Annotated in this window: 19 protein-coding genes; 10 read left to right on the top strand and 9 right to left on the bottom strand. The window is 72.6% G+C overall.

What is annotated here, in order from left to right; translation table 11 throughout:
* Positions 1-6 precede the first annotated feature (6 nt).
* Positions 7-327, top strand: coding sequence for a hypothetical protein (locus ACSJD1_RS15175; RefSeq protein WP_438856115.1), 321 nt, complete (start codon positions 7-9; stop codon positions 325-327).
* Positions 328-403: 76 nt separating this feature from the next.
* Here the strand turns inward: ACSJD1_RS15175 and ACSJD1_RS15170 are convergent, their stop codons facing one another.
* Positions 404-907: a flavodoxin family protein gene (locus ACSJD1_RS15170; protein ID WP_438856114.1), complete on the bottom strand. Its 504-nt coding sequence runs from the start codon at positions 905-907 to the stop codon at positions 404-406.
* Positions 908-1,026: 119 nt separating this feature from the next.
* Entirely contained in the window at positions 1,027-1,653 is a 627-nt protein-coding gene (locus ACSJD1_RS15165) for a TetR/AcrR family transcriptional regulator (protein ID WP_438856113.1), read from the bottom strand.
* 123 nt (positions 1,654-1,776) lie between these two features.
* Between ACSJD1_RS15165 and ACSJD1_RS15160 the strand changes: the two genes are divergently transcribed.
* From ACSJD1_RS15160 to ACSJD1_RS15150, 3 genes are read left to right on the top strand one after another with little or no spacing between them, the layout of a single operon-like run.
* Complete coding sequence (locus tag ACSJD1_RS15160; RefSeq protein ID WP_438856112.1) at positions 1,777-3,225, top strand: APC family permease; 1,449 nt, start codon at positions 1,777-1,779, stop codon at positions 3,223-3,225.
* On the top strand, positions 3,222-4,952 hold the full coding sequence (locus ACSJD1_RS15155) for an amidohydrolase (protein WP_438856111.1): 1,731 nt from the start codon (positions 3,222-3,224) through the stop codon (positions 4,950-4,952). The genes ACSJD1_RS15160 and ACSJD1_RS15155 overlap by 4 nt, the downstream gene beginning before the upstream one ends.
* A gap of 48 nt (positions 4,953-5,000) precedes the next feature.
* Positions 5,001-5,972, top strand: coding sequence for a DNA-methyltransferase (locus tag ACSJD1_RS15150; protein WP_438856110.1), 972 nt, complete (start codon positions 5,001-5,003; stop codon positions 5,970-5,972).
* A 15-nt stretch (positions 5,973-5,987) separates the two neighbouring features.
* Here the strand turns inward: ACSJD1_RS15150 and ACSJD1_RS15145 are convergent, their stop codons facing one another.
* The 5 genes from ACSJD1_RS15145 to ACSJD1_RS15125 all read right to left on the bottom strand — a co-directional run bounded on the left by ACSJD1_RS15145 (position 5,988) and on the right by ACSJD1_RS15125 (position 11,856).
* Positions 5,988-7,013, bottom strand: coding sequence for a LacI family DNA-binding transcriptional regulator (locus tag ACSJD1_RS15145; protein ID WP_438856109.1), 1,026 nt, complete (start codon positions 7,011-7,013; stop codon positions 5,988-5,990).
* Between the two features lie 75 nt (positions 7,014-7,088).
* Positions 7,089-8,570 (bottom strand): GH1 family beta-glucosidase, encoded by a 1,482-nt coding sequence (locus ACSJD1_RS15140; RefSeq protein WP_438856108.1) that lies wholly within the window; start codon positions 8,568-8,570, stop codon positions 7,089-7,091.
* Positions 8,567-9,484: a carbohydrate ABC transporter permease gene (locus ACSJD1_RS15135; RefSeq protein WP_438856107.1), complete on the bottom strand. Its 918-nt coding sequence runs from the start codon at positions 9,482-9,484 to the stop codon at positions 8,567-8,569. Before ACSJD1_RS15135 ends, ACSJD1_RS15140 begins: the two co-directional genes overlap by 4 nt.
* On the bottom strand, positions 9,481-10,515 hold the full coding sequence (locus ACSJD1_RS15130) for a carbohydrate ABC transporter permease (protein WP_438856240.1): 1,035 nt from the start codon (positions 10,513-10,515) through the stop codon (positions 9,481-9,483). The genes ACSJD1_RS15135 and ACSJD1_RS15130 overlap by 4 nt, the downstream gene beginning before the upstream one ends.
* Positions 10,516-10,590: 75 nt before the next feature.
* Positions 10,591-11,856, bottom strand: coding sequence for an ABC transporter substrate-binding protein (locus ACSJD1_RS15125; RefSeq protein ID WP_438856239.1), 1,266 nt, complete (start codon positions 11,854-11,856; stop codon positions 10,591-10,593).
* Between the two features lie 272 nt (positions 11,857-12,128).
* Here ACSJD1_RS15125 and ACSJD1_RS15120 point away from each other — a divergent pair, with 272 nt between their 5' ends.
* The 4 genes from ACSJD1_RS15120 to ACSJD1_RS15105 all read left to right on the top strand — a co-directional run bounded on the left by ACSJD1_RS15120 (position 12,129) and on the right by ACSJD1_RS15105 (position 16,716).
* Complete coding sequence (locus ACSJD1_RS15120) at positions 12,129-12,860, top strand: amidase domain-containing protein (RefSeq protein WP_438856106.1); 732 nt, start codon at positions 12,129-12,131, stop codon at positions 12,858-12,860.
* Between the two features lie 65 nt (positions 12,861-12,925).
* Positions 12,926-13,663, top strand: coding sequence for a M15 family metallopeptidase (locus tag ACSJD1_RS15115; protein ID WP_438856238.1), 738 nt, complete (start codon positions 12,926-12,928; stop codon positions 13,661-13,663).
* Complete coding sequence (locus tag ACSJD1_RS15110) at positions 13,656-14,978, top strand: MFS transporter (protein ID WP_438856105.1); 1,323 nt, start codon at positions 13,656-13,658, stop codon at positions 14,976-14,978. Before ACSJD1_RS15115 ends, ACSJD1_RS15110 begins: the two co-directional genes overlap by 8 nt.
* 136 nt (positions 14,979-15,114) lie before the next feature.
* Positions 15,115-16,716 carry an amidase domain-containing protein gene (locus ACSJD1_RS15105; protein WP_438856104.1) on the top strand — a complete coding sequence of 534 codons (1,602 nt, stop codon included), beginning with the start codon at positions 15,115-15,117 and terminating at the stop codon, positions 16,714-16,716.
* Positions 16,717-16,756: 40 nt separating this feature from the next.
* Here the strand turns inward: ACSJD1_RS15105 and ACSJD1_RS15100 are convergent, their stop codons facing one another.
* On the bottom strand, positions 16,757-17,980 hold the full coding sequence (locus ACSJD1_RS15100) for a polysaccharide pyruvyl transferase family protein (protein ID WP_438856103.1): 1,224 nt from the start codon (positions 17,978-17,980) through the stop codon (positions 16,757-16,759).
* Positions 17,981-18,111: 131 nt separating this feature from the next.
* Here ACSJD1_RS15100 and ACSJD1_RS15095 point away from each other — a divergent pair, with 131 nt between their 5' ends.
* Both ACSJD1_RS15095 and ACSJD1_RS15090 read left to right on the top strand, forming a co-directional pair.
* Positions 18,112-20,271 carry a glycosyltransferase gene (locus ACSJD1_RS15095; RefSeq protein ID WP_438856102.1) on the top strand — a complete coding sequence of 720 codons (2,160 nt, stop codon included), beginning with the start codon at positions 18,112-18,114 and terminating at the stop codon, positions 20,269-20,271.
* A complete protein-coding gene (locus ACSJD1_RS15090) occupies positions 20,268-21,617 on the top strand; it encodes a nucleotide disphospho-sugar-binding domain-containing protein (protein WP_438856101.1) in 1,350 nt (449 codons plus the stop codon). The genes ACSJD1_RS15095 and ACSJD1_RS15090 overlap by 4 nt, the downstream gene beginning before the upstream one ends.
* On the opposite strand, the gene ACSJD1_RS15085 is transcribed toward ACSJD1_RS15090, so the two are convergent.
* Positions 21,512-22,222, bottom strand: coding sequence for a hypothetical protein (locus ACSJD1_RS15085; RefSeq protein WP_438856100.1), 711 nt, complete (start codon positions 22,220-22,222; stop codon positions 21,512-21,514). The two genes, ACSJD1_RS15090 and ACSJD1_RS15085, sit on opposite strands and share 106 nt — an antisense overlap.
* Between the last annotated feature and the right edge of the window lie 56 nt (positions 22,223-22,278).

The raw sequence follows: 22,278 nt of genomic DNA, 5'->3' as shown, positions 1-22,278 counted from the left end.
CGCCGGGTGGACTGGTGGCTGATCCTGATCATCGCCGGCGCGGTGATCGCGTTCGGCCTGTTCGCCACGCGCAAGGGGTGGATCGACCTGTCCGACAAGACCAAGACGGGCAAGCCCAGCGGTTCCCCGGTCATGATGATCGGCGACGAGGTCTTCGCGCCGCGCAAGTACGAGGCCCAGGTCGAGGTCGATCGGCAGGCGCGGCTCCCCGTTCCCGCGCCCGTTCCGGGCGACGGAGACAAGGGCATCGCCTTCGCGGCGGCCGACGCCGACGACGACGATCCCGACCGGTTCCGCGGCCGCATCCGTCTCGACGTCGAGCGCTGAGCGCCGCCGGCCCGACGCGGCCGCGCAGGTCGGCACGCACGGATCGACCCGCTGATGCCGCGCGCTCGCGGCGCCGCTAGGCGTCGGTGAGCGTCGCGCCCCACTCCCGCGCCCGCTCGACCTCGCCGTCGGCGATCGGGCCCGAGTAGCCGTGCACGCCGAAGGTCTTCGGCGCGTCGACCGGCCGGAAGCCCTTCGCGACGAGCGCCTTCATCGCCTTCTTCGCGGCCGAGCCGGGCAGGCGCGGCTTGACGGTCCGCGTGTCGAACGTCGCGACGGCGACCGCCGAGGACGGCGGCGCGAGTTCGTCGATCCACTCGCGGATCCCCCGGGCGGGGATCTCGGTCGCACCCTGCTGTCGTGCGTTGTCCCTGGTCGACGCGGTCGACATCGAGAACGCGTGCGTCGGTCCTCCGACGACCACGAGGTCGATCTCGGGATCGATCGCCGCCGGAGCCTCGGTCGCGGCCACGAGGTCGACCCGCTCGACGCCTGCGCTGCCGCGCAGCCCCTCGGCCGCCGCCTCGGCCAGGGCCCTGGTGTTGCCCCAGATCGTCTCGTACACCACCAACGCGCGCATCGTCCCGTTCCCCATCGCTCCCCGACTCGGCGCCGCCGAGCGTTCATCGCCGCGCGATCAGCGTAGGGCGAGCCGGTCGCGGTCGGCCGGGACCTTCGACCGGCGGACTCGTGCGCCGGTCACCGAACGGTCGCGCCGGCCTCGGTCGGGACGGCCGGGCAGCCGAGGTCGGCCGCGACCGCGCGCATCGCGGCCGACGCCGTCGCGACGGTCATGAGCGCGTTGCCGCCGACGATGTGCAGGCCGTAGGCGTCCTCGAGCGCGACGAAGGTCATGGCGAGCTGGTCGCCGTCGAGCCGCGGCGCGAACGCCCCGGCCTCGCGGCCGGCCCGGAAGATCCGGCGGTACGTGTCGAGCTGGCGGAGGTAGAGCTTCTGCACGAGCTCGTCGTGGAGCGCCGACTTCCCCGCCAGCACGTCGAACTCGTAGAGCAGGCTCATGAGCGCGTCGTCGGGCCCGCTCGGCAGCCCGCCCTCGATGGCGGCGGCGAGCTGCTCGCGAGGGTCGTCGAGCTCGGCGATGCGCGCGTCGCGGGCGTCGCAGAACCGCTCGATGCCGGCGGCGTGCGCCTCGACGAGGAGCGCGTCGAGGTCCTCGTAGTAGTAGAGGATCGCGCCGCGCGTGAGCCCCGCCTGCGCGGCGACGTCGGTGAGCGAGAGGGACCGGAGCCCGTGCCGGTGACCGGCGTCGTACGTCGCCTGGATGAGCGCGTCGCGGCGGGCCCGCTGGTTGCGCGGTCGAGCCATTCCTTGACACTAGCGGATCGCCCTGCCACACTCGTCGAGTTCATTGACGCAAGTGTCAAATAACTGGATGACCAGCGTCATCGCCCCCGGAACACGACGTGCTCCCGACGAAGAGAGACCGACATGACCACACCGCCCACCCTCGACACCGCCGCCACGACGACGCACGGCGCGACGCTCTCGCGCTCGCTCGGCGTCGGCGGCAACGTGCTCATCACGCTGTCCGGCATCTCGCCGGCCTCGAGCGTCTTCATCCTCGGCGGCGCCGCCCTCGCCACGTACGGCACGGGCGTGTTCTGGGGCTTCGCGCTCGCCGGCGTGATCAGCCTGCTCATCGCGTACTGCTACGCCGAGCTCGGCTCGCGGCATCCGATCGCGGGCGGCGACTACTCGCTCGTGAGCCGCGTGCTCGGGCCGGCGTCCGGCTCCGCGGTGTTCCTCATCAGCCTCGTCACGCTGCCGCTCATCATCGCGATCTTCGCGCTCGGCGTGGCCGATTACCTCGGCGTCGCGATCGCCGGCCTCGACCCGCTGTGGACGGCCATCGTCGTCATCGCGCTCGCCACGGTCACCGCATGCTTCAACATCCGGGCGAACGCGTGGGTCACGGGTGCCTTCCTCGTCGTCGAGATGGCCGCCCTGGCGCTCCTCGCCGTGCTCGGCCTCGTGCACGTCGAGCGACCGATCACCGACCTCCTCGACCCGCAGGCGCTCGACGCCGCCACCGGCGGGCTCGCCCCGCTCGGCATCGCCGGGCTCGTGCTGGCGATCACGCAGGGCATCTTCTCGTACAACGGCTACGGCGGGGCGATCTACTTCGCCGAGGAGACGCGCAACGCCCGCCGCTCGATCGCCCGCGCCGTGATCTGGAGCGCCGTCATCACCGTGCTCGCCGAGCTCGTGCCGCTCACCGCCGTCCTGCTCGGCGCCGACTCCCTCGAGGACCTCTTCGGCGCAGCGCTGCCGGTCGAGACCTTCCTCTCCGCACGATCCGGCGACGCGGTCACGATCGTCGTGCTCGTCGCCGTCGCGCTCGCCATCGTCAACGCCATCATCGCGATCGCGCTCCAGTCGGGCCGACTGCTCTTCGCCGCCGCCCGCGACCGGGCGCTCCCCGAGCGCGTCGCCCGGCCGCTCGCCACGATCTCGCCCGCCACGCGCATGCCGGTCGCGGCCACCGTCGTAATGGGCGTGCTCGCCCTCGCCGCCTGCTTCATCCCGTTCGACGTGCTCCTCAACGCCACCGGCTCGACCCTCGCGTTCAGCTACGGCTTCATCGCGCTCGCGGCGCTCGTCGTGCGGCGCCAGACGGATGCCGCGGCCCGGGCCGGCGAGGACGTGACGGACAGCTTCCGGATGCCGCTGTACCCGCTCGCACCCGTGGTCTCGCTCCTCGCGATCGCGGCGATCTTCGTCATCGGCATCCTCGACCCGGCGCAGTGGGTCAGCCTCGGCATCGCGATCGGCATCCTCGTCGCCGGCTTCGCCTACTACGGCCTGTACCTCCGCCGGAACCCCGGCACCGCGCACCTGCTCGCGGCCGAGGACGACGAGTGGGAGCCCGCGAAGTGAGCCTCGACCTCCTCATCACCGGGGCGCGCGTGCGCACCTTCGACCCGCGCGGCCCGTGGGCGGGCGCCGTGGGGGTCGCCGACGGCCGCATCGCCTGGCTGGGCGACGCCGCCGACGCACCCCGCGCGAGCCGCACGATCGACGCCGCCGGTCGGCTCGTCACGCCCGGCGTGATCGACAGCCACAACCACCTGCTGCTCGGGTTCGACGACGACGCGGTGTCGCTGGAGGGGGCGTCGACGCTCGACGAGGTGCGGCGGCGCATCTCGACGTTCGCCGCCCGCCGGCCGGACCTCGCGTGGATCTGCGCCGAGAACGCCGTCTACTCGATCGTCGAGGGCCGGCGGCCGAACGCCGACGACCTCGCCGGGCTCGACCCGCTCGGCCGCCCCGTGTTCGTCACGACCTACGACCAGCACTCGGTCTGGCTCGACGCCAACGCGCTCCGCGCCCTCGGCATCGCCGGCGGCGGCGACCTCGCGTGGGGTCGGGCCGAGCGCGCCGCCGACGGCACGGCGACCGGCTGGGTGACCGACTTCTACACGAGCGCGATGACGGTCGCGGGCCTGGCCGCGCTGCAGCGAGACATCCCGATGTACTCCCCGGAGCGGCGGTACCGGAAGCTTCGCGGCAGCATGCGGATGGCGACCTCCCTCGGCATCACGACCGTCGTCGAGCCGCAGGTGCCGCTGGCCGAGCTGCCGCTCTTCGAGCGCGCGCTCGCAGAGGGCGTGCTGACCTCGCGCGTGATCGCGGCGCTGTTCCATCCGGTCGGGGCGGATGCCGCGTTCCGCGCGGAACTCCGCGGCGCCGTCGACCGGGCGGCCGCCGCACCCGACGCCGACGGGCTCCTGCGACTGGGGCCGCTGAAGCTCTACGCCGACGACGTCATCGAGCCGCACACCGCCCTCATGCTCGAGGACTACGCGAACCGACCCGGCGTGCGCGGGCGGCCCTCCTATCCCGGCGACGCCGGGCGGGAGCTCGTGGGCGTGATCACCGAGCTCGACCGCATGGGGTTCCAGACCCACACGCACGCGACCGGCGACGGCGGTATCCGCCTCGCGCTCGACGCGATCGAGCAGGCGGCCCGCACCAACGGCACGGTCGACCGCCGCCACGGCATCGTGCACGTCGAGTGCCTGCACCCCGCGGACCTGCCGCGGTTCGCCGCCCTCGGCGTGACGGCCGCGATGCAGCCGCGGCACTGCTCGCCCGACCTCGTCGCCGGCACGTGGATGGAGAACGTCGGCGAGGAGCGTTGGGACCGTGCGTGGCGCTTCCGCAGCCTGATCGAGTCGGGCGCGACCGTCGCCTTCTCGAGCGACTGGCAGGTCGGCGAGATGGACCCGCTCGTCGGGCTGTACTCCGCCGCGACGCGCGCGGGGCTCGACGGCTCGGCGGCGTGGACGGCGCCCGAGCGCGTCGGCCTCGACCGGGCGCTCGAGGCGTACACGGTCGACGGCGCGCGCGCCTGGCACCTCGAGTCGACCCGCGGCCGGCTCGCGCCGGGCATGGACGCCGACCTCGTCGTGTGGTCGGGCGACCTGTACGAGCACGCGCACGACCCGGCCGGGCTGCTGGGCGAGCACGCCGAGCTGACCATGGTCGGCGGTCGCGTGGTGCACTCGGCGGGCGGCGTCGCGGACGCGTCCGGCGGATTCACCGGCGACGACCCCGTCGCCGCCGGGGCACGGGGAGCGGACGAGCACGTGCACGTGCACTGAACGGCCGCGGGGAGCGTCGGCGGCCGGGCGCGCTGGCAGACTTGAGCGGTGTCCGACGACGAGCCCGACCGCGTCATCCACGCCGACAACCTCGACGTGCTGCGTTCGCTCCCCGACGGCCGGTTCACGCTCGTCTACCTCGACCCGCCGTTCAACACGGGCCGATCGCAGGCGCGCCAGTCGCTGCGCCACGTGCGGCAGGGCGTGACGGATGCGGCCGCCGACGCGGCATCCGTCACCGATGCCGGTCGAGCGACGGCGGGTGCGCACGGCCGTGCCGCGTCATCCGTCGCCGACCCCGCCCCGGGCGCCGACTCGGCGCAGACCCGGCGCCTCGCGGTCACCGGCTTCTCCGGCAACCGCTACGAGCGGATCCGCGGCGACCTGCTCCGCTACGACGACCGGTTCGACGACTACTGGGGCTTCCTCGAGCCGAGGCTCGTCGAGGCGTGGCGGCTGCTCGCCGACGACGGCACGCTCTACCTGCACCTGGACTACCGCGAGGCGCACTACGCGAAGGTGCTGCTCGACGCGCTGTTCGGGCGCGAGTGCTTCCTCAACGAGCTGATCTGGGCGTACGACTACGGTGCGAAGTCGAAGCGGCGCTGGCCGACCAAGCACGACACGATCCTCGTGTACGTGAAGGACCCCGAGGCGTACTTCTTCGACTCCGAGGCGGTCGATCGCGAGCCGTACATGGCGCCGGGGCTCGTCACGCCCGAGAAGGCCGCGCGCGGCAAGCTCCCGACGGATGTCTGGTGGCACACCATCGTCTCCCCGACGGGCAGGGAGAAGACGGGGTACCCGACCCAGAAGCCCGAGGGCATCCTGCGGCGCATCGTGCAGGCGTCGAGCCGGCCGGGCGACTGGGTGCTCGACGCCTTCGCGGGCTCCGGTACGACGGGCGCGGTCGCGCGATCGCTCGGGCGCCGCTTCGTCCTCGTCGACGAGCACGCCGACGCGATCGAGGTCATGCGCCGCCGGTTCGGGGATGCCGCCGGCATCCGCTTCGACGCCTGACGCGCCGCGACGGCCCTATGCCGAGGCCCGGCGCACGAGGCGCGTCGGCATGATGTTGCGGTGCGGCACGTCCTCGCCCGCGAGGAGTCGCAGGAGCAGGTCGGCCATCAGGTAGCCCATCTCCTCCGACGGTTGATGCACCGTGGTGAGCGGGATCGCCGACGAGGTCGCGGCGGGGCTGTCGTCGTACCCGATCACGGCGACGTCCTCGGGCACGTGCCGGCCGCGCTCGCGCAGGACCGCGAGCGCACCCGTGGCCATGAGGTCGCTCGCCACGAAGATCGCGTCGACATCGGGCGCGCGGTCGAGCAGGCGCCGCGTCGCGGCGACCGCACCCGCGACCGTGAAGTCGGCGCTCTCCACCGCGTCGGCAGGCAGGCCGGCGGTCGCCATGGAACGCCGGAATCCCTCGAGACGGTCGACGGCGGCGGGCATGTCGAGCGGTCCCGTGATCGTGCCGATGCGCTTGCGCCCGACCGCGATGAGCCGCTCGGTCGCGGTCATCCCGCCCTCGAGGTTGTCGACGTCGACGAAGATGTCGGTCTCGGTGATGTTCGGCGGCCGGCCGCCGAACACGATGGGCATCTCGTGCGCGGCCTCGTGGAGCTGGTGGTCGCCCTCGTGGTGCGACACGACGAGGGCGCCGTCGACGACGCCGGAGCGCAGGTAGCGCACGGTCTTCCGGTTCGGATCGCTCGTCGACAGCAGCAGGTTGAGCAGGTACTCGCTGTCGTCGAGCCTGCGGGTGATGCCCTGCACGATGGCGGCGAAGTACGGATCGCCGAAGAACATCCGCGTGTCCTCCGGCACGACGAGCGCGATGGCGCCCGACGTCCGGCTGGCGAGCGATCGCGCGGCCCGGTTCGGCACGTAGTTGAGCTTCGCGATCGCCGCGTTGACGACCCGGACCACCTCGGGCGACACCTTGGGCGAACCGTTCACGACGCGGCTGACGGTGGCCCGCGACACGTTCGCCTCGCGCGCGACCATCTCGAGGGTCGGCGCAGATGAACGCGCCCCGGTTCCGGTTGCCCCCTGCATGCTGGTCAGTCTATTTGCGGTGTTCATGCGGCGGTGGTCATGCGGCGTCGGTCCGGGGCGCGTTCGTCGATGCGTTCAGCGAGCGGATGCCGCCGCCACGCCGCGGTCGCGGATGACCCGCTGGTATGCGAGGCCGCTGTCCTTGACCGTGCGCTCCTGGGTCTCGTAGTCGACGCGGACGAGGCCGAAGCGCTTGTCGTACCCCCACGCCCACTCGAAGTTGTCGAGGATCGACCAGTAGAAGTAGCCGTGCACGGGCGTGCCCTCGTCGATCGCGTCGAGGACCGCGTCGAGGTGGCCGAGCAGGAACTCCGTGCGCTCGGCGTCGTGCACCACGCCATCCGTCGCCACCTCGTCGTCGTACGCCGCGCCGTTCTCGGTGACGTACAGGCGCACGCCGGCCGGGCCGGAGTACTCGCGGTGGACCCGCCCGAGGAGCTCGCGCAGGCCGTCGGGCTGCACCTCCCAGCCCATGCCGGTCTGCGGAAGGCCCTGCGGGTGGAAGTGCACGCCGTCGGCGGCGGGGTACGGCGAACGGGTGGGCCGGTCGGTCGGCGCCTGTCCCTCGAGCGGCTGCGCCGCAGGCTGATCGCTCACGGACTCGCCGTGGTAGTAGTTCACGCCGAGCGCGTCGATCGGCGACGCGATGACCTCGAGGTCGCCGGGCCGGATCGCGTCGCGCAGGCCGAGGTGGCCGACGTCCGCCAGCAGGTCGCCGGCGTAGTGGCCGCGGAAGATCGGGTCGAGGAAGACTCGGTTGAACTGGCCGTCGATGCGGCGTGCGGCGTCGACGTCGCCGGGGCGCGACGGGTCGACGGGCTTCGCGACGGTGAGGTTCAGCGTGATGCCGAGCTCGAGCGACGCATCGCGCTCGCGGAGCGCCTGCACCGCGAGGCCGTGGCCGAGCAGGAGGTGGTGCGCCGCGCGGAGGCCCGCCTCGACGTCCTGCCGTCCGGGCGCGTGCGCGCCGGCCGTGTAGCTGAGGAACGACGAGCACCACGGCTCGTTGAGCGTCGTCCACACCTTCACGCGGTCGCCGAGGGCGTCGTGCATGGTGAGCGCGTAGTCGCGGAAGCGGAACGCGGTGTCGCGGTTCGCCCAGCCGCCCTGCTCCTCGAGGGCCTGCGGGAGGTCCCAGTGGTAGAGCGTGAGCCAGGGCAGGATGCCCTGCTCGAGCAGTTCGTCGACGAGGCGCGAGTAGAAGTCGACGCCCTTCGCGTTGACGGGGCCGCCGTCGGGATGGACTCGCGACCACGAGGTCGAGAACCGGTAGGTGTCGAGCCCGAGCTCGCGCATGAGTGCGACGTCGTCGCGGTAGCGGTGGTAGTGGTCGCAGGCGACGTCGCCGTTGTCGGCGTTGACGACCGCGCCGGGCACGCGGCTGAAGGCGTCCCAGATCGAGTCGGTGCGGCCGTCCTCGTGGGCGGCGCCCTCGATCTGGTACGCGGCGGCGGCGGCGCCGAGGAGGAAGCCCTCGGGGAAGCGGCGGAGCGTCGCCGGTGCGGGGGCGGCTGCGACATCCGTCGTCGCCGCAGTGGTGTGCTGGATGGTGGTCATCCCTTGACGGCTCCTTGCATGATTCCTGAGACGAGCTGCTTGCCGGCGACGACGAACAGCAGGAGGAGGGGAATGGTCGACAGCAGCACGCCCGCGAGCACGATCGAGTAGTCCACGAAGTGGTTGGACTGCAGGAGCGAGAGCGCGACGGGCAGTGTCGGGTCGCTGCGGTCGAGCACGATGAACGGCCAGAAGAAGTTGTTCCAGGCCGTGACGAAGGTGAAGAGCCCGAGCATCGCGGCCGCGGGACGGGCGGCGACGACGCCGATGGTCCAGAAGGTGCGGAGCATCGAGGCGCCGTCGACGCGGGCGGCCTCGATGAGCTCGTCGGGCACCGACTGCCGGAGGTACTGCGTCATCCAGAACACGCCGAATGCGCTCGTGATGGCCGGGATGATGATCGCGCCGATCTGGCCGGTCCAGCCGAGGTCGGAGAACAGGATGTAGAGCGGCACGACGCCGAGCTGCATGGGCACGGCCATGGTGGCGACCACGAACACCAGCAGGGGCTTCGAGCCCGGGAAGCGGAGCTTGGCGAACGCCCACCCGGCGAGCGTCGACGTGACGACGACGGCCGCCGCGATCAGCGCCGAGCTGTAGATGGAGTTCCAGAGCGCCGGCCAGAAGTTCACGGCCGGGTCGGTCACCACCGTCTGCGCGTTCGCGAGGAAGTTGCCGCCGGGCAGCCACGAGAAGTTCGGATCGTTGATGGTCGACGAGTCGCCCGAGCCGATCAGGAACGACCAGTAGAACGGGAACAGCGAGGCGATGAACACCACGCCGAGGCCGGCGTACACCCAGACGCCCGCCCGACGGCCCTTGATGCGGGTCGTGCGGTTGCGCTTGCGCTGCGGGGTCTCGGGGATGCTGGACTCGACGATGGACAGTGCGGCGGGGGAGTTCAGGGAGCTCATGCGCGCACTCCCTTCTGCTTCTTGCCGGCCTTCGGGGCGCGGGTGCCCTCGTCTCGGACGAGTGCTCTGGTCACGGCCAGGTTGATCAGGCCGATCACGAGGATGATGAGGAAGAGGATCCACGCGAGCGCGGCCGCGCGGCCGAAGTTCCACTCGCCCCAGCCGATGTTGTAGAGGAACAGCGTGATCGTGAGCCACTGCTGGGCGGGACCGCCCTCGCCGGTGTTGTCGAACATCCGGGGCTCGTCGAAGATCTGCAGGCCGCCGATCGTCGAGGTGATGATCACGAAGATGAGGGTCGCCTTGAGCGAGGGCAGCGTGATGCTGGTGAACTGGCGGATGGCTCCGGCGCCGTCGACGGTGGCCGCCTCGTAGTAGTCGCGCGGGATCGCCTGCATCGCGGCGAGCAGGATCAGCGTGTTGTAGCCCGTCCACCGGAAGTTGACCATCGTGGCGATGGCGACGTGGCTCCAGAACGGATCCTTGTGCCAGGGGACGGCGGGCAGGCCGAGGTCGGTGAGGACGCCGTTCACGAGGCCGTGGACGTCGCCGAACATGTTGCTGAAGATCAGGGCGACCGCGACCGGCGCCATGACGAACGGCACGAGCACGCTCATGCGCCAGAAGGTCTTGGCGCGGATGTTGCGGTCGAGCATGGCCGCGATGAAGATCGCGACGATGAGCTGCGGGACGCTCGAGAGCAGGAAGATGCTGAAGGTGTTGCGCAGCGCCGTCCAGAACTGCGGGTTCTGCAGGATCCAGACGTACTGGTCGAGGCCGATGAACTCGCCGGAGTTGCGGACCAGGTCCCAGTCCATGAGCGAGATGACCGCCGTGTAGCCGATCGGGAACAGGCCCACGATGGCGAACATGATGAAGAACGGCGAGATGTAGAGGTACGGGGAGAACTTCAGGTCCCACCGGCTGAGGTGCTGGCGGAAGCCGAGCACCCGGACCGGGCGGGCTGCGGGCTCGGCGTGGGGCGGCTCGGCCGCCGGTGCGGGCGGTCGCGTTTGCGTCGAGGTCACGATGGCTCCGAATCAGGTGCGTGGATGCGTCGGGGGAGCGGGGTGCGGGCCGGTCGGGGCCCGCACCCCGTCTCGGCCTTAGAAGGCCTCGACCTCGGCGACCCAGGTGTTCCAGGAGGAGGCGGCGTCCTCGGAGCCGTCGAAGGCCCGGTTGACCGCGTTCTGGAGCGCGTCGTGGTACTTGAAGTAGTCGGCGTCCTTGTAGGGGGCGACCGTCACCGCCGCGGCGCGGCTGGAGAGGATCTCACCCGTGGGGGCGTCGTTGAAGTACTCGTTGGTGGCGCTCGCGAGCTCCTCGCCCTCGAGGGCATCGAGCTGGCTCGGGAAGGTGCCCGCGTTCGCGAAGGCCTTCATCTGGGTCTCGGGGCTGGTCAGCCAGTCCGCGAGCTCGAGGGCGGCCTCGACGTTCTCGCCGTCGGCCGGGACGGTCAGGTACGAACCGCCCCAGTTGCCGCCGCCGTTCGGGAAGACGTCCGCGACGTCCCAGCCGGAGACGTCGGCGGCGGAGCCGGAGATGACGCCGAGCATCCAGCCCGGGCAGAGCATCGTGGCGAACTCGCCGTTGGCCATCGAGGCGAACCAGTCGTCCGACCACTGGCCGGAGTACGCCGAGTTCGGGATGGCGCGCTCGGTGACGAGCTCGTAGGCGTCGGCGATCTCGGGGTTCTCGGTCGCGATCACGGTGCCGTCGGGCTCGGTGTAGGTGTACTCGATCTGGTTGACGATGCCCTGGAGCACCGAGTTCGCCGAGTCGATCATGGGCTTGCCGGTGGCCTCGCGGTACTGGTCGGCGACGTCGAGGAAGTGCTCCCAGTCGCCGTCGAACAGCTCGGCGACCGACTCGCGGTCGCTCGGGAGGCCGGCGGACTCGAAGAGGTCGGAGCGGTAGCAGATGCCCTGCGGGCCGATGTCGGTCCCGAAGCCGATCAGGCGGCCGTCGGCGTCGGTTGCGGCGGCCTCCTTCCAGTCGAGCCAGCGGCCCTTGACGCTGTCGGGCGCCTCGGCGAGCAGGTCGGAGTACTGCATGGCCTCGGCGAACCAGTCGATCTCGACCGCCTCGATGTCGGCCAGGCCGCCCTTCCCGAGCTTCTGGAAGTAGTTGGCGCGGGCGTCGCCGGACTCGGCGGCGACGTTGTGGACGATGGTCACGTTCGGGTGCTCGTCCATGTACTCCTGGAGGAGCTCGTCCGTGTAGCCGAAGTTGTTGAACGTGGCGACGGTCAGCTCGATCGGTCCGCCGTCGTCGGAGGCGGTGTCGTCGCCCGCGGCGCAGCCGGTGGCGATGAGGGCGAACGATGCGGCGCCGGCGAGGGCGGCGATCGCCTTGGTGCGTCGTGAAAGCATCACGGTCACTCCCTTGTGTGCGTGGAATCGGATTGCGGGCGCGTCGTTCGAGCGCGATCCGATTTCCGGTGAGAGCGCTCTCACGATGCGGTTCCCGATGCTAGGCAGTCGTCAGTGCACATGTCAAGAGAGCGCTCTCATTTCGATGCGATCGTGACCTGGACGTGACCGTCGGGGACGCGACCGGGCTCGCACCTGCGGCACCGGAGACGCACCGCTCGCACGCAGCCCGCTCCCGGCGTCCTCCGAGCCGCCGCGGTTAGCGTGATGCGGTGCCACGAACCCGAACGCCACGCCCCCGCGCCGTGGCGACCCTTCTCGGCGTGGCCGCCTTCGGCATCCTCTGCCTGACCGGATGCGGCGGCATCCCCCCGCTGCCCCCGCAGGTCGCCTCGGCCGACTCCGCGTCGCCGACTCGCAGCGGACACGCCGATGCCGACGACGGCGAGTCCGCCGACGACGAGTCCGGTTCGGACCTCGCGGAACTCGGCGCCGATCCCGACCTCGTCGCCGACGAGACCAGCGATCCCGACGTGGTGGCGCAACTCGACTACGCCCTCGCATACTGGTCGGACTACAACGTCGAGGAGTGGGGCGTGCTGGAAGGCAACGATTGCGTCAACTTCGCCAGTCAGGCGCTGGTGGCGCGCGGGTGGTCGCAGACCGCCGAGTGGAGGCACGGCGGTGACCCGTACGCCTCGACCGCGTCGTGGCGGAGCTCGACCGCGATGCACGACTGGCTCGCCGACCACCCCGAGCTCGCGACACCGCTCGACGACGCCGACCGCGACCAGGTGCAGCTGGGCGATATCGTCCAGTTCGACTGGGACGGCTCGGGCGACCGCGACCACACGGGCATCGTGACGCGCATCGAGCGCGGAGACGGCGAGGTGCGCATCTTCTTCGCCGGCCACACCAAGGACAGCGAGTACCGCGACGTCGACGTCGCGATCACCCGGGAGCACCCCGGTGCCGAGGTCTACTACTGGAGGCTCGCCGGGTGATGACGTCCGGATCCCGACCGTCCCCCCGCGTCCGCCGCAACCGCCTCATCGCCGCAGTGATCGGAATGGTCCTCGTCGCGGCCGTCGCGATCTGGGCCATCGTGGCGTCCACGCCGTCGGCCGACTCGGCGGGCCCCACGGCGACGCCGTCGCCGTCGGCCTCGCCCACGCCGACGCGCCCGGCCCCCACCGCCACGTCGACGCCCACCCCCGTCGACACGTTCGACAAGGCGGCGCGCTCGATCGACGACCCCGCCAGCATCTGGGTCGTCGTCGACAAGCTCCGGCCGTTGAACCCCGCGGACTACGAACCGGCCGACCTCGTCGTCGTCCCCGTGCCGCACACGTGGGAGCCGCTCATGCGCGCGGAGGCCGCGGATGCGATCGTGAAGATGTTCGCGGCGGCGTCAGCCGAGGCCGGACTCTCGCTCGCGTCGAACAGCGCCTACCGGTCGTACTCGACGCAGCAGGGCATCTACGACGGCGACGACGAGCTCACCGCGCGCCCCGGCTTCAGCGAACACCAGACCGGCCTGACGATGGACATCGGTCCGGAGTCGGGGAACTGCTCGCTCGACGTCTGCTTCGCCGACACCCCCGAGGGCCAGTGGCTGCGCGACAACGCGTACCGCTTCGGCTTCCTCCTCCGCTACCCGGCCGACAAGGTCGAGGTCACCGGCTACCAGTTCGAGCCGTGGCACTTCCGCTACATCGGCACCGACCTCTCGAACGAGATGCACGAGAAGGGCGTGACCACGCTCGAGGAGTTCTTCGGTCTCCCGGCGGCGCCGAACTATGCCTGACCAGACCCCTGAACCGACGGGTGCCGCTGCGGTCGGCCCGGCGTCGCCGGGTGCGGGCGAGCGGATGCCGCGGCGCGAGCCCGCACGCCGCCGCCAGGGCCTGCAGCTCGGGCTCCTGATCGTCAACCAGCTCCTCGCGGGCATCGGCGTCGCGACCGGCATGGCGCTCGCGGCGATCCTCGTCGCCGACCTGACGGGCGTGACGGCCCTCGGCGGCCTCTCGCAGTCCGCGAGCGTGCTCGGCGCGGCGATCGCGGCGATCCCGCTCGCGCGCCTCGCCGTCCGTTCCGGCCGCCACGTCGCGCTCGCGGTCGGGTACGCGTCGTCGGCGGTCGGAGCGGTGCTCATCGTCGTGGCGGCGACCACGGGCGTCGTCCCGGCGGTCTTCCTCGGGCTGGCCGCCTTCGGGGCGGGCACCGCGGCCGGTTTGCAGGCGAGGTTCGCCGCGACCGAGGTCGCATCGCCGGGCTTCGAGGCCCGCTCGATGTCGCTCGTGCTCTGGGCGACCACGATCGGATCGGTCGCCGGGCCGCTGCTGTCGTCGACCGGCGACGAGCTCGGCCGAGCGGCCGGGCTGCCCGCGCTCGTCGGGCCGTTCGTGCTCTCGGGCGCGGTCTTCGCGATCGCCACGTTCATCGCCGCGGCCGTGCTCCGGCTGCCGAAGGCCGGCCGGCTCGAGGCCGACGCCGCCACGACCGGGTCCAGCGAGCGCGTCGGGTCGTGGCCGGCGTTCCGGGCCGCCTTCCGCGACGCTCGCGGGCGCCTGGCGATCCTCGCGATCGTCTGCGCGCACACGGTCATGGTCGGCGTGATGGTGATGACTCCCGTGCACATGACCGGCCACGGGGTGCCGATCGCGATGGTCGGGGTCGTGATCAGCATCCACATCCTCGGCATGTACGCCGCGAGCCCGCTCATGGGATGGCTCGTCGACCGGATCGGCGCGCCGCGCGTGATCGCGCTCGGCGGTGCGATCCTGCTGGCCTCGACCCTCATCGGCGTCTTCGCGCCCGGAGACTCGATGGTGCTGATCCCGCTCGCCCTCGGACTGCTGGGGCTCGGCTGGTCGGCGGCGCTCATCGGCGGCTCGACGCTGCTGACGACGACGGTCGACCCGGCGTCGCGGGTCGCGCTGCAGGGTGCCACGGATGCCGCGATGAACGTCGCGGCCGCGGCATCGGCCGCCCTCTCGGGCGCCGTGCTCGGACTCGCCGGCTTCGCGGGCGTGAACATCGTCGCGATCGTCGTGCTCGTGCCGCTCGTGCTCGCGGGCGCCGCGATGGCGCGCCGCGCCCGCGCCGATCGCGTGGCCTGACGCGGACCCGGCACCCTGCCAGCGGACGGTGAGCGCGCTCTCACGGTCCTCCCAGTGCGCGCGAGGGATCCTCACAAGATCACGTGGTGGAGTGAGGGGTCCCCCGAAATGCCGACACGGAACACCCCCACGCCTCGTGCCAAGTAACTTCCTCCTGCCTGCCCACCGCCGTTCGACCTATCGCGCTCCCCACCCGGATGTCGCGCGCGACTTCGACCTGACGCAGCCCCCCGGCCGCGGCGAGCCCGAGACCCGGCGCGGTTCGGCGCTCGCCGCCATCCGTGCCGAGCTCGACCTGCCCGAGCCCGCGGCCACGGCCGACTCCGCGCAGGACACGGCGGCGACCCGACCCGGGACGGCCCGGTCGACCTTCACCCCGGCGGCGACCGCGAACCCGGCCCCCCTCGACTCGACCGTGCCCGATCCGGCCGAGCCGACCCCCCTCGTCGTCGAGGCCGTCGACACCCCCGTCGACGAGATGGTCGACGGCCCCGTCCCCGACGGCCCCGTCCTCGGTTCCCCCGCCGAGGACGAGGTGCAGGCCGTGCCCCTCGCGGCCCCCGTCGACTCGACCGTGCCCGATCCGGCCGAGCCGACCGCACCTTCCGCGAGCAGCGCGGACGCCGACGCCCGCACCGGCGGCGTCCGCACCCTCGGCGAGGGCGTGCGCTTCCCGCGCCACCGCGCCGACCGCCGCGGCAACCGCCGCCCGTCGGGCCGCTCTCGCCCGTTCCTCGTGGCGTGCGCGGCGTTCCTGCTCGGCGGCGCCATCGCGGGCGGCGTGGTCGTGAACGCCATGGACCCGGCCGTCGCGGACGCCTCGGCGCGCGACGCCGCGACCGACGAGACGGCGGCGGCCTCCGGCGAGGACGACGTCGTGATCCCTCCGGTCGTGACGGACGACCGCGCCGTCGTGACGACCGAGCTCTCCGCGAGCGAGGCGCCGTTCACGGGCGGCACGCAGGTGACCGTCGAGGGCCGCAACCTCGACCGGGTCGCCCAGGTCACGGTCGCGGGCACGCCGGCCGAGATCGTCGAGTCCGATCCGGTCGCGATCACGTTCGCGGTCCCCGCGGTCGACGACTCCGTCCGCGGCGACGCCGAGGTGGTCCTCGCGGACGCCGACGGCGCGACGATCGACGTCGAGGTCCCCGTGGCATCCGCACCCGCCTCGATGACGACCTCGATCCAGGGCATCGTCGAGGCGTCCGCGCCGCTCTCCGCCGATGAGGTCGTGCGCGAGCCGCTGTCGATCACCTACACCGCCGACGCTCGCATCGAGGCGCAGGTGTCGTACGTCCTCGCGCACTGGTCGAACTACAACACGGCCGAGTACTCGGTGCTGAGCGGTGTCGACTGCGCGAACTTCGCGAGCCAGTCGCTCATCGCGCGCGGCTGGAAGATGGACGGCGCGTGGAACTACGACCACGGCACCGGGCAGATGTCGAGCGCGTGGTCGAGCTCGACCGCGCTGCGCGACTACCTCCGCACCCGGACCGACGTCGCCACCGAGCTCACCGACGCGCAGCGCGGCGAGGTCAAGGTCGGCGACATCGCCCAGTTCGACTGGGACGGCTCCGGCGACCGCGACCACACGGCGATCGTCACGCGCGTCGAGCACACCGATCAGGGCACGAAGGTCTGGGTCGGCGGCCACACGAAGGACGCCGACTACTGGGACGTCGACGTGGCGCTCGCGAACGGCGGCGGCTCGGTGTCGTACTTCTCGCTGCGCTGAGCCGCGAGCGAGCGCGGACCGTGGGCGACGCTGGCCGCGATCACCCCTCGAGCGCCCGGGCGACGCGGTCGAACCAGCCCGCGGATGCCGCCCTCGCCGGCGCGCGCAGGGCCCTCGCCGAGCTCCGCGTGCTCGCCCTGCGGTCCCAGACGCGGCCGATCTCCTCGCCGCCCTCATCGGAGGCGGCCACACCGAGTGGGATCACGCCGTCCTGGTCCCACCAGCCGGTCGCGCCCCGCAGCTTCACGGCGGTGTAGTCGTCGGCCGAGAGCGCGGCGACCGGGACGCCCGCGGGGGTGGCGAACACGGCCGGGTGGTAGCGGCTCGTCACGAGCAACGCCGCGCCGCGCGCGAGCCGCGCCGCCGAGCGGGGATCGCCGGGCTGGAGCGCCTCGGCGGGTGAGCGCATGGCGCCGCGGACGGCGGCGTGGAGCATTTCGTCACCGGCCTCGACCTCAGGGTCGAGCGAGCCGAAGTGCGGGTGGAAGCGCACAGGGGCACCGACGCGATCCGCCACGCGGTCGAGTGCCGTGGCGAGGCCTCTGACCGTCTCGTCGCGGGGGAGGCCGCCCAGGTGCAGCGAGAGGCTCACGAGCACGTAGGGCTCCGGTGCGCCTGGACCGGTGTCCGGCTCGGAGCGCGATCCCGATCGCGGGTCGGCGATGCCCAGGAAGCTCGCGTCGTCGCGTGCGGCGGCGAGTCGGTCCGTCGGCACCCCGAGCTCACGGGCGAGTGCCAGTGACGCCGCCTCGCGCACGCCGGTGAGCCGCGCGGACTGCAGGAGCTCGGCGACGAGCGCCCGGTCGGGCGCGTCGAGCCAGGGGCCGAGGGTCTGGCCCGAGACGACGAGCGGGCGGCCCAATCGCTCCGCGATCGCACCGAGCGTCCCGCGCTCGAAGACGTGCGACGGCCAGTTCGTCGCGAGGTTGCCTCCGCCCGCGATCACGACGGCGTCGGCGTCGGCGACGGCGTCGACGACGGCCGCCGCCGGATCGTCGTCGGAGAGGGTCGGCGCGCCGCCCGCGGCGGACCGCACCGCCTCGAGCCGATCGTGCATCCGCGCGCGCGTTCCGGTGAAGCCGATGCGGGCGATCGCGCCGACGTCGTATCGGGCTGCGGTGTCCTCCGGCGCGGCGGAGATGGCGGTGATCGCGTCGACGCCGCGATCACGAAGGGCGGTGATCATCGCCTCGGTCATCGCCTCGTCGCCGATGTGCATCATGTCGTCGACCACTCCGACATCGCCGATCACCACGATCCGCATGCGTGCGCCACCTCCCAGCGAACTGTCAACCGGGTGACAGGAACGTCCATTGTGCCGAAGTATCATCCAGATCGCATGCGCTGTCGACGTCGGATCCCGCCGCGTCGGGTGCCGCGGGCAGGGGGATCGCCATGGGGGTCAGGACCGCACTCGACGAGGTGCTCACCGCGCCCGCGATCATCGACGCGATGCGCGCGGCCGACGACCTCGCGTTCGAGGCCGCGCGCGACCCCGGCGCACGCACCATCCGGCTGCTCCATCGCGTGGCGCGCGGAGAGGACGAGCTCGCCGCGATCGCCGCGACTCACGCACTCGCCGGAATGCTCGACGAGGAGGCGTCGCGCGTCCTGGTCGACCTGATGGCCGATGAACGGGAGTTCGAGCGGGAGCACGCCGCGTGGGCGCTCGGGTCGGGCCTGCCGCGGCACGAGGCCGTCGGCGCCCTCCTCGGCATGGTCGTGGCCGGCGGATTCGCCGGCATGCTCGCCCAGCGCACCCTCGAGCAGTGGTCGGGGTTCGCCCCGGCCCCGCTCGTGGCGGGTGTCGAGGGGGCCCTGCTCGGCATCGACGACCCCGCCCCGCGGGCCCGGCTCGTCGAGACCCTCGGACTCGTCCGCGATCGACTCGCCACCGCGCCCCTGGTGCGCCTCGCATCCGACCGCCACGAGCCGGAGCCGGTCCGCATCGCGGCCATCGCGGCGCTCGGCCAGCGTTCCGACCCGATCGCGGTCACGTCGACGCTCGAGACGATCGCGGCCGACGGCGGGTTCCCGGCGTCCGTCGCGCGCCTCGCGCTGGTCGACCTCGCCGCCGACGAACCGATCCGCCGTCGTCGCGGCGGGTCCGGTGCGACGGTCGCTCAGCTGTTCCTGCACGCCGACATCGACTCGGGGATGACCACCGCCGGCGCGGGGGACAACGGCGGCATCGCGACCCTGCTCGTCAGGCTCGGCGATGCCCTCGTGCGGGATCCCGATACCGGCGTGGACCGCGTCATCACGCTGTCGCGCGGTTCCGTCACCGCAGCGCTCGACGACCTCGTCTCCGTCGAGGCGTCGGAGCGGGGTCACGGGTACGGCCGCATCCCGCTCCTGCACGACCCCGTCCCGGCATCAGAGGCCTGGCCGCTGCGCGTCGCGACGCGACGAGGCATCCGTCGGATCCTGCGCGCCGCTGGCGGCGTCGACGTGCTCCACCTGCGGATGGCCGATGTCGGGAGCCTCGCGGCGGCGGATGTCGCGCGCGAGCTCGGCACGCCGGTGGTCTTCACGCTCGCCCCCGATCCGCACGCGGTGATCGACTCGCTCGACCGGTCGGGCCGTCTCGGCCGCGGAGACTTCGGCCGGGTCGACCGTGCGGAGCACTTCTGGTTCCGCACCCGGATGGTCCACCGCCTGGCCGCCGACGCCGCGCACACCGTGCTGTTCCCACGGCCGCACCTCGAGGAGGACCTCCGCCGGCTCGTCGGCGTCGACCTCGCCTCGGACACGGCACGGCGCACGATCGTGCCCGAGGGCGTCGACGCGGACGCCATCGACCGCGCGATCGCCGAGGCGGAGGCGCATCGTGACGAGGCGGAGGCGTCGCCCGCGCTCGGCGAGCTCCGCGGCCTGGTCGAGGCGCTGGCGCCGGAGCGTCGCGGCCTGCCGTTGATCCTGACCGTCGGTCGGCTCCATCGGGTGAAGGGGATGGCCTCGCTGGTGGAGGCGTGGGCGACCTCCTCCGTCGCATCGCGCGCGAACCTCCTGATCGTGGGCGGTGACCTCGCCTCACCCTCGGCCGACGAACGCGAGCAGCTCGCGCGCATCGACGCCATCGTGCCGGTGGCCGAGCGGGCGCAGCGCGGGCTCCTCCTGCCGGGTCATCGATCCAACGACGTCGTCGCGCGCTGGCTCGGGGGAGCACGCCTCGGCGTCCCGGGTGCGGTCGCTCCCGGTGGTGTCTACGTGTGCGCCAGCCTGAAGGAGGAGTTCGGCATCGCCCTCCTCGAGGCGATGGCGGCCGGCCTGTTCGTGGTCGGGCCCGATGGCGGGGGACCGGCGACCTACGTCGAGCATGGCGAGACGGGCATCCTGACGGCGACGTGGGACGTCGTGCGGTTGGCATCCGCCCTGGAGGAGGCGGTGGCGATGGTGCAGGGGGAGTCCGACGGTCGACGGGTCGAGCGGTCCCGCCGCATGGTCCGCGAACGCTTCACGGTGCAGCGGATGGCCGAGGCCCTCGGCGGCGTCTACCGGACCGCCGTGCGCGACGAGGCCGGCCTGCTCGAATCCGCGGATCGCGCGCGATGACGCTCCTCGTGATCAGCCCGGACTACGCGTCCCACCTGCTGCCCCTCGCCACCCTCGCCACCGCGTGGCGGGAGCGCGGCGAGCGCGTCGTGGTGGCGACCGGACCCGCGACCGCCGGCATCGTGGACGCGTTCGGGTTCGAGCGGCGCGACCTCCGGCTCGGGCGCGGCTCGAATCCGGGCGTCATCGCCCCCGGCGAGCAGCCCCCCGACGAGGGCGCGTCCCTGCGCGGCTTCTTCCGCGCCACCGAGCTCGGCGCGCTGGCGACGCTGCGATACCAGGCCGAGGAACGACTGACCGACCTCATGTGGGATCCCGTCGGACGCGCCGCGGAGACCGCGCGGATCGTCCAGGACGTCGCTCCCGACGAGGTCATCGTCGACCACCTCGCGTTCAGCGCCCGGCTCGGCCTGCTGGGCGCCGGCACTCCGCACGGGGACGTCGTCCTCGGCCATCCCACGGCACTGCCCGTCGGTCGGGAGGTCTACGGACTCCCGCCGGCGTGGCCCTCCGCCTTCGATCCCGACCCCGCGGGAATCGATGAGCTGCAGCACGTCTGCCGGCAGGTGTCGGAACGGTTCACCGAGGAGTGGAATCGCGCGGCGAGCACGCTCGACCCCGGTCATCGCGCCGTCGCGGACGCGTTCGCCGAGCACGGCCCGCTGGTGCTCTACAACTATCCCTCGGAGCTGGTCGACGGCGATCGGCGCCGACTCCTCCCGCCTCACCGGTTCCTCGGTTCGGCGCGACGCACCGAGGCCGAGGACGGCGAGGTCGAGCGGTGGCTCGCGAGCGGTCGGCCGTTCGTCTACGTCAGCTTCGGCAGCTTCCTCTCGGTCCGTGGCGACGTCCTCGCACGCGTCGTCGACGCGCTCCGCTCGATCGGCGCGACGGCGGCCGTCGCGACCGGGTCGACCGATGCCGCGGACCTGGGCGACCTGCCCTCGGACTGGCTCGTTCGCGACTACCTTCCGCAGGTGCGACTGCTCGGCGCCGCGTCCGCCGCCGTCACGCACGGGGGCAACAACTCGGTGACCGAGGCGATCGGATCGGGCGTGCCGCTCGTCGTGCTGCCGTTCTCGACCGACCAGTTCGCCGGTGCCGCCGCGGTGGAGGCTGCCGGCTTCGGCGCCGTCCTCGATCCGAACGCCGCGGGGGCGGACGACCTCGCCGAGGCGATCCGCGGCGTGCTCGACCTGCCCGCGGACGCCCGGTCGCGACTGGATGCGATCGCGGCGGCTCAGGCCGCGAGGCCCGGGCCCGAGGTCGCGTTCGAGGCCCTGGCGCTGAGGCCCTCCGCCACGAGCGCCGTCATCGCGTCGACGTCGCCGGCGGCGCCCCGGTAGCGCTCCATGAGGGCGGCGTTGCGCTCGTACTGCTCGCCGGCTCGGACCTCGGGTTCGTGCGAGAGCGCGTAGACCGTCCCGTCGTGCCGATGCGGGGGCGCGCCGAGGAGGGTGTCGTGGGCCAGCCACCACGCGGAGTCCTCGAAGCCCCAGCCTCGGAACCGTTCGTCCTGTCCGCCGTGCGACGTCCAGGCGCGTGCGGTGGTGACGTAGACCCCGGAGCAGGCGCCGTGCACGAGGACGTGCGCGCAGTCGTCGAGCTCGGCGCCCGCCTCGAGATCGGCCGTGCCGTCGGGACCGAGCCAGCGGTACGTCGTGTAGGGCAGGTGCACGCGCCCGCTCGTGCGGGCCGCCGCGATCGCCTCGCGGAGCGGACCCGGTTCGGGCAGCGTGTCGGCGTCGTTGATGACGACGACGTCGCCTGGGTCGGCCAGCCGGTCGACCGCCAGGTTGCGCGTGCGCGCCAGCACGAACACGTCGTCGTCGCTGTCGATGGTCTCGACGCGGAACTCCGGCAGCTCGGCCCGGTACCAGGCGAGGACGCGTTCGAACGCGGGGATCCGCGAGGATGCCGGGCGCCAGGGGATCACGACGAGGTTGGTCACGACGTCATGCTAGGCACGCCGGATGCGCCGCGCCCCGGCTTGACAGGGACGCGGCG

The organism is Agromyces excoecariae, assembly GCF_051715505.1.
Taxonomy (GTDB): Bacteria; Actinomycetota; Actinomycetes; order Actinomycetales; family Microbacteriaceae; genus Agromyces.
The sequence above is the reverse complement of the archived record's forward strand: the minus strand, read 5'-3'. Positions and strand labels throughout refer to the sequence as shown.

Bases quoted from the DNA above. Each gene is read 5' to 3' on its own strand.
- ACSJD1_RS15170 (WP_438856114.1), bottom strand. From the start codon at position 907: ATGCGCGCGTTGGTGGTGTACGAGACGATCTGGGGCAACACCAGGGCC.
- ACSJD1_RS15165 (WP_438856113.1), bottom strand. From the start codon at position 1,653: ATGGCTCGACCGCGCAACCAGCGGGCCCGCCGCGACGCGCTCATCCAG.
- ACSJD1_RS15160 (WP_438856112.1), top strand. From the start codon at position 1,777: ATGACCACACCGCCCACCCTCGACACCGCCGCCACGACGACGCACGGC.
- ACSJD1_RS15145 (WP_438856109.1), bottom strand. From the start codon at position 7,013: ATGCAGGGGGCAACCGGAACCGGGGCGCGTTCATCTGCGCCGACCCTC.
- ACSJD1_RS15140 (WP_438856108.1), bottom strand. From the start codon at position 8,570: ATGACCACCATCCAGCACACCACTGCGGCGACGACGGATGTCGCAGCC.
- ACSJD1_RS15135 (WP_438856107.1), bottom strand. From the start codon at position 9,484: ATGAGCTCCCTGAACTCCCCCGCCGCACTGTCCATCGTCGAGTCCAGC.
- ACSJD1_RS15125 (WP_438856239.1), bottom strand. From the start codon at position 11,856: ATGCTTTCACGACGCACCAAGGCGATCGCCGCCCTCGCCGGCGCCGCA.
- ACSJD1_RS15115 (WP_438856238.1), top strand. From the start codon at position 12,926: ATGGTCCTCGTCGCGGCCGTCGCGATCTGGGCCATCGTGGCGTCCACG.
- ACSJD1_RS15110 (WP_438856105.1), top strand. From the start codon at position 13,656: ATGCCTGACCAGACCCCTGAACCGACGGGTGCCGCTGCGGTCGGCCCG.
- ACSJD1_RS15100 (WP_438856103.1), bottom strand. From the start codon at position 17,980: ATGCGGATCGTGGTGATCGGCGATGTCGGAGTGGTCGACGACATGATG.
- ACSJD1_RS15095 (WP_438856102.1), top strand. From the start codon at position 18,112: ATGGGGGTCAGGACCGCACTCGACGAGGTGCTCACCGCGCCCGCGATC.
- ACSJD1_RS15090 (WP_438856101.1), top strand. From the start codon at position 20,268: ATGACGCTCCTCGTGATCAGCCCGGACTACGCGTCCCACCTGCTGCCC.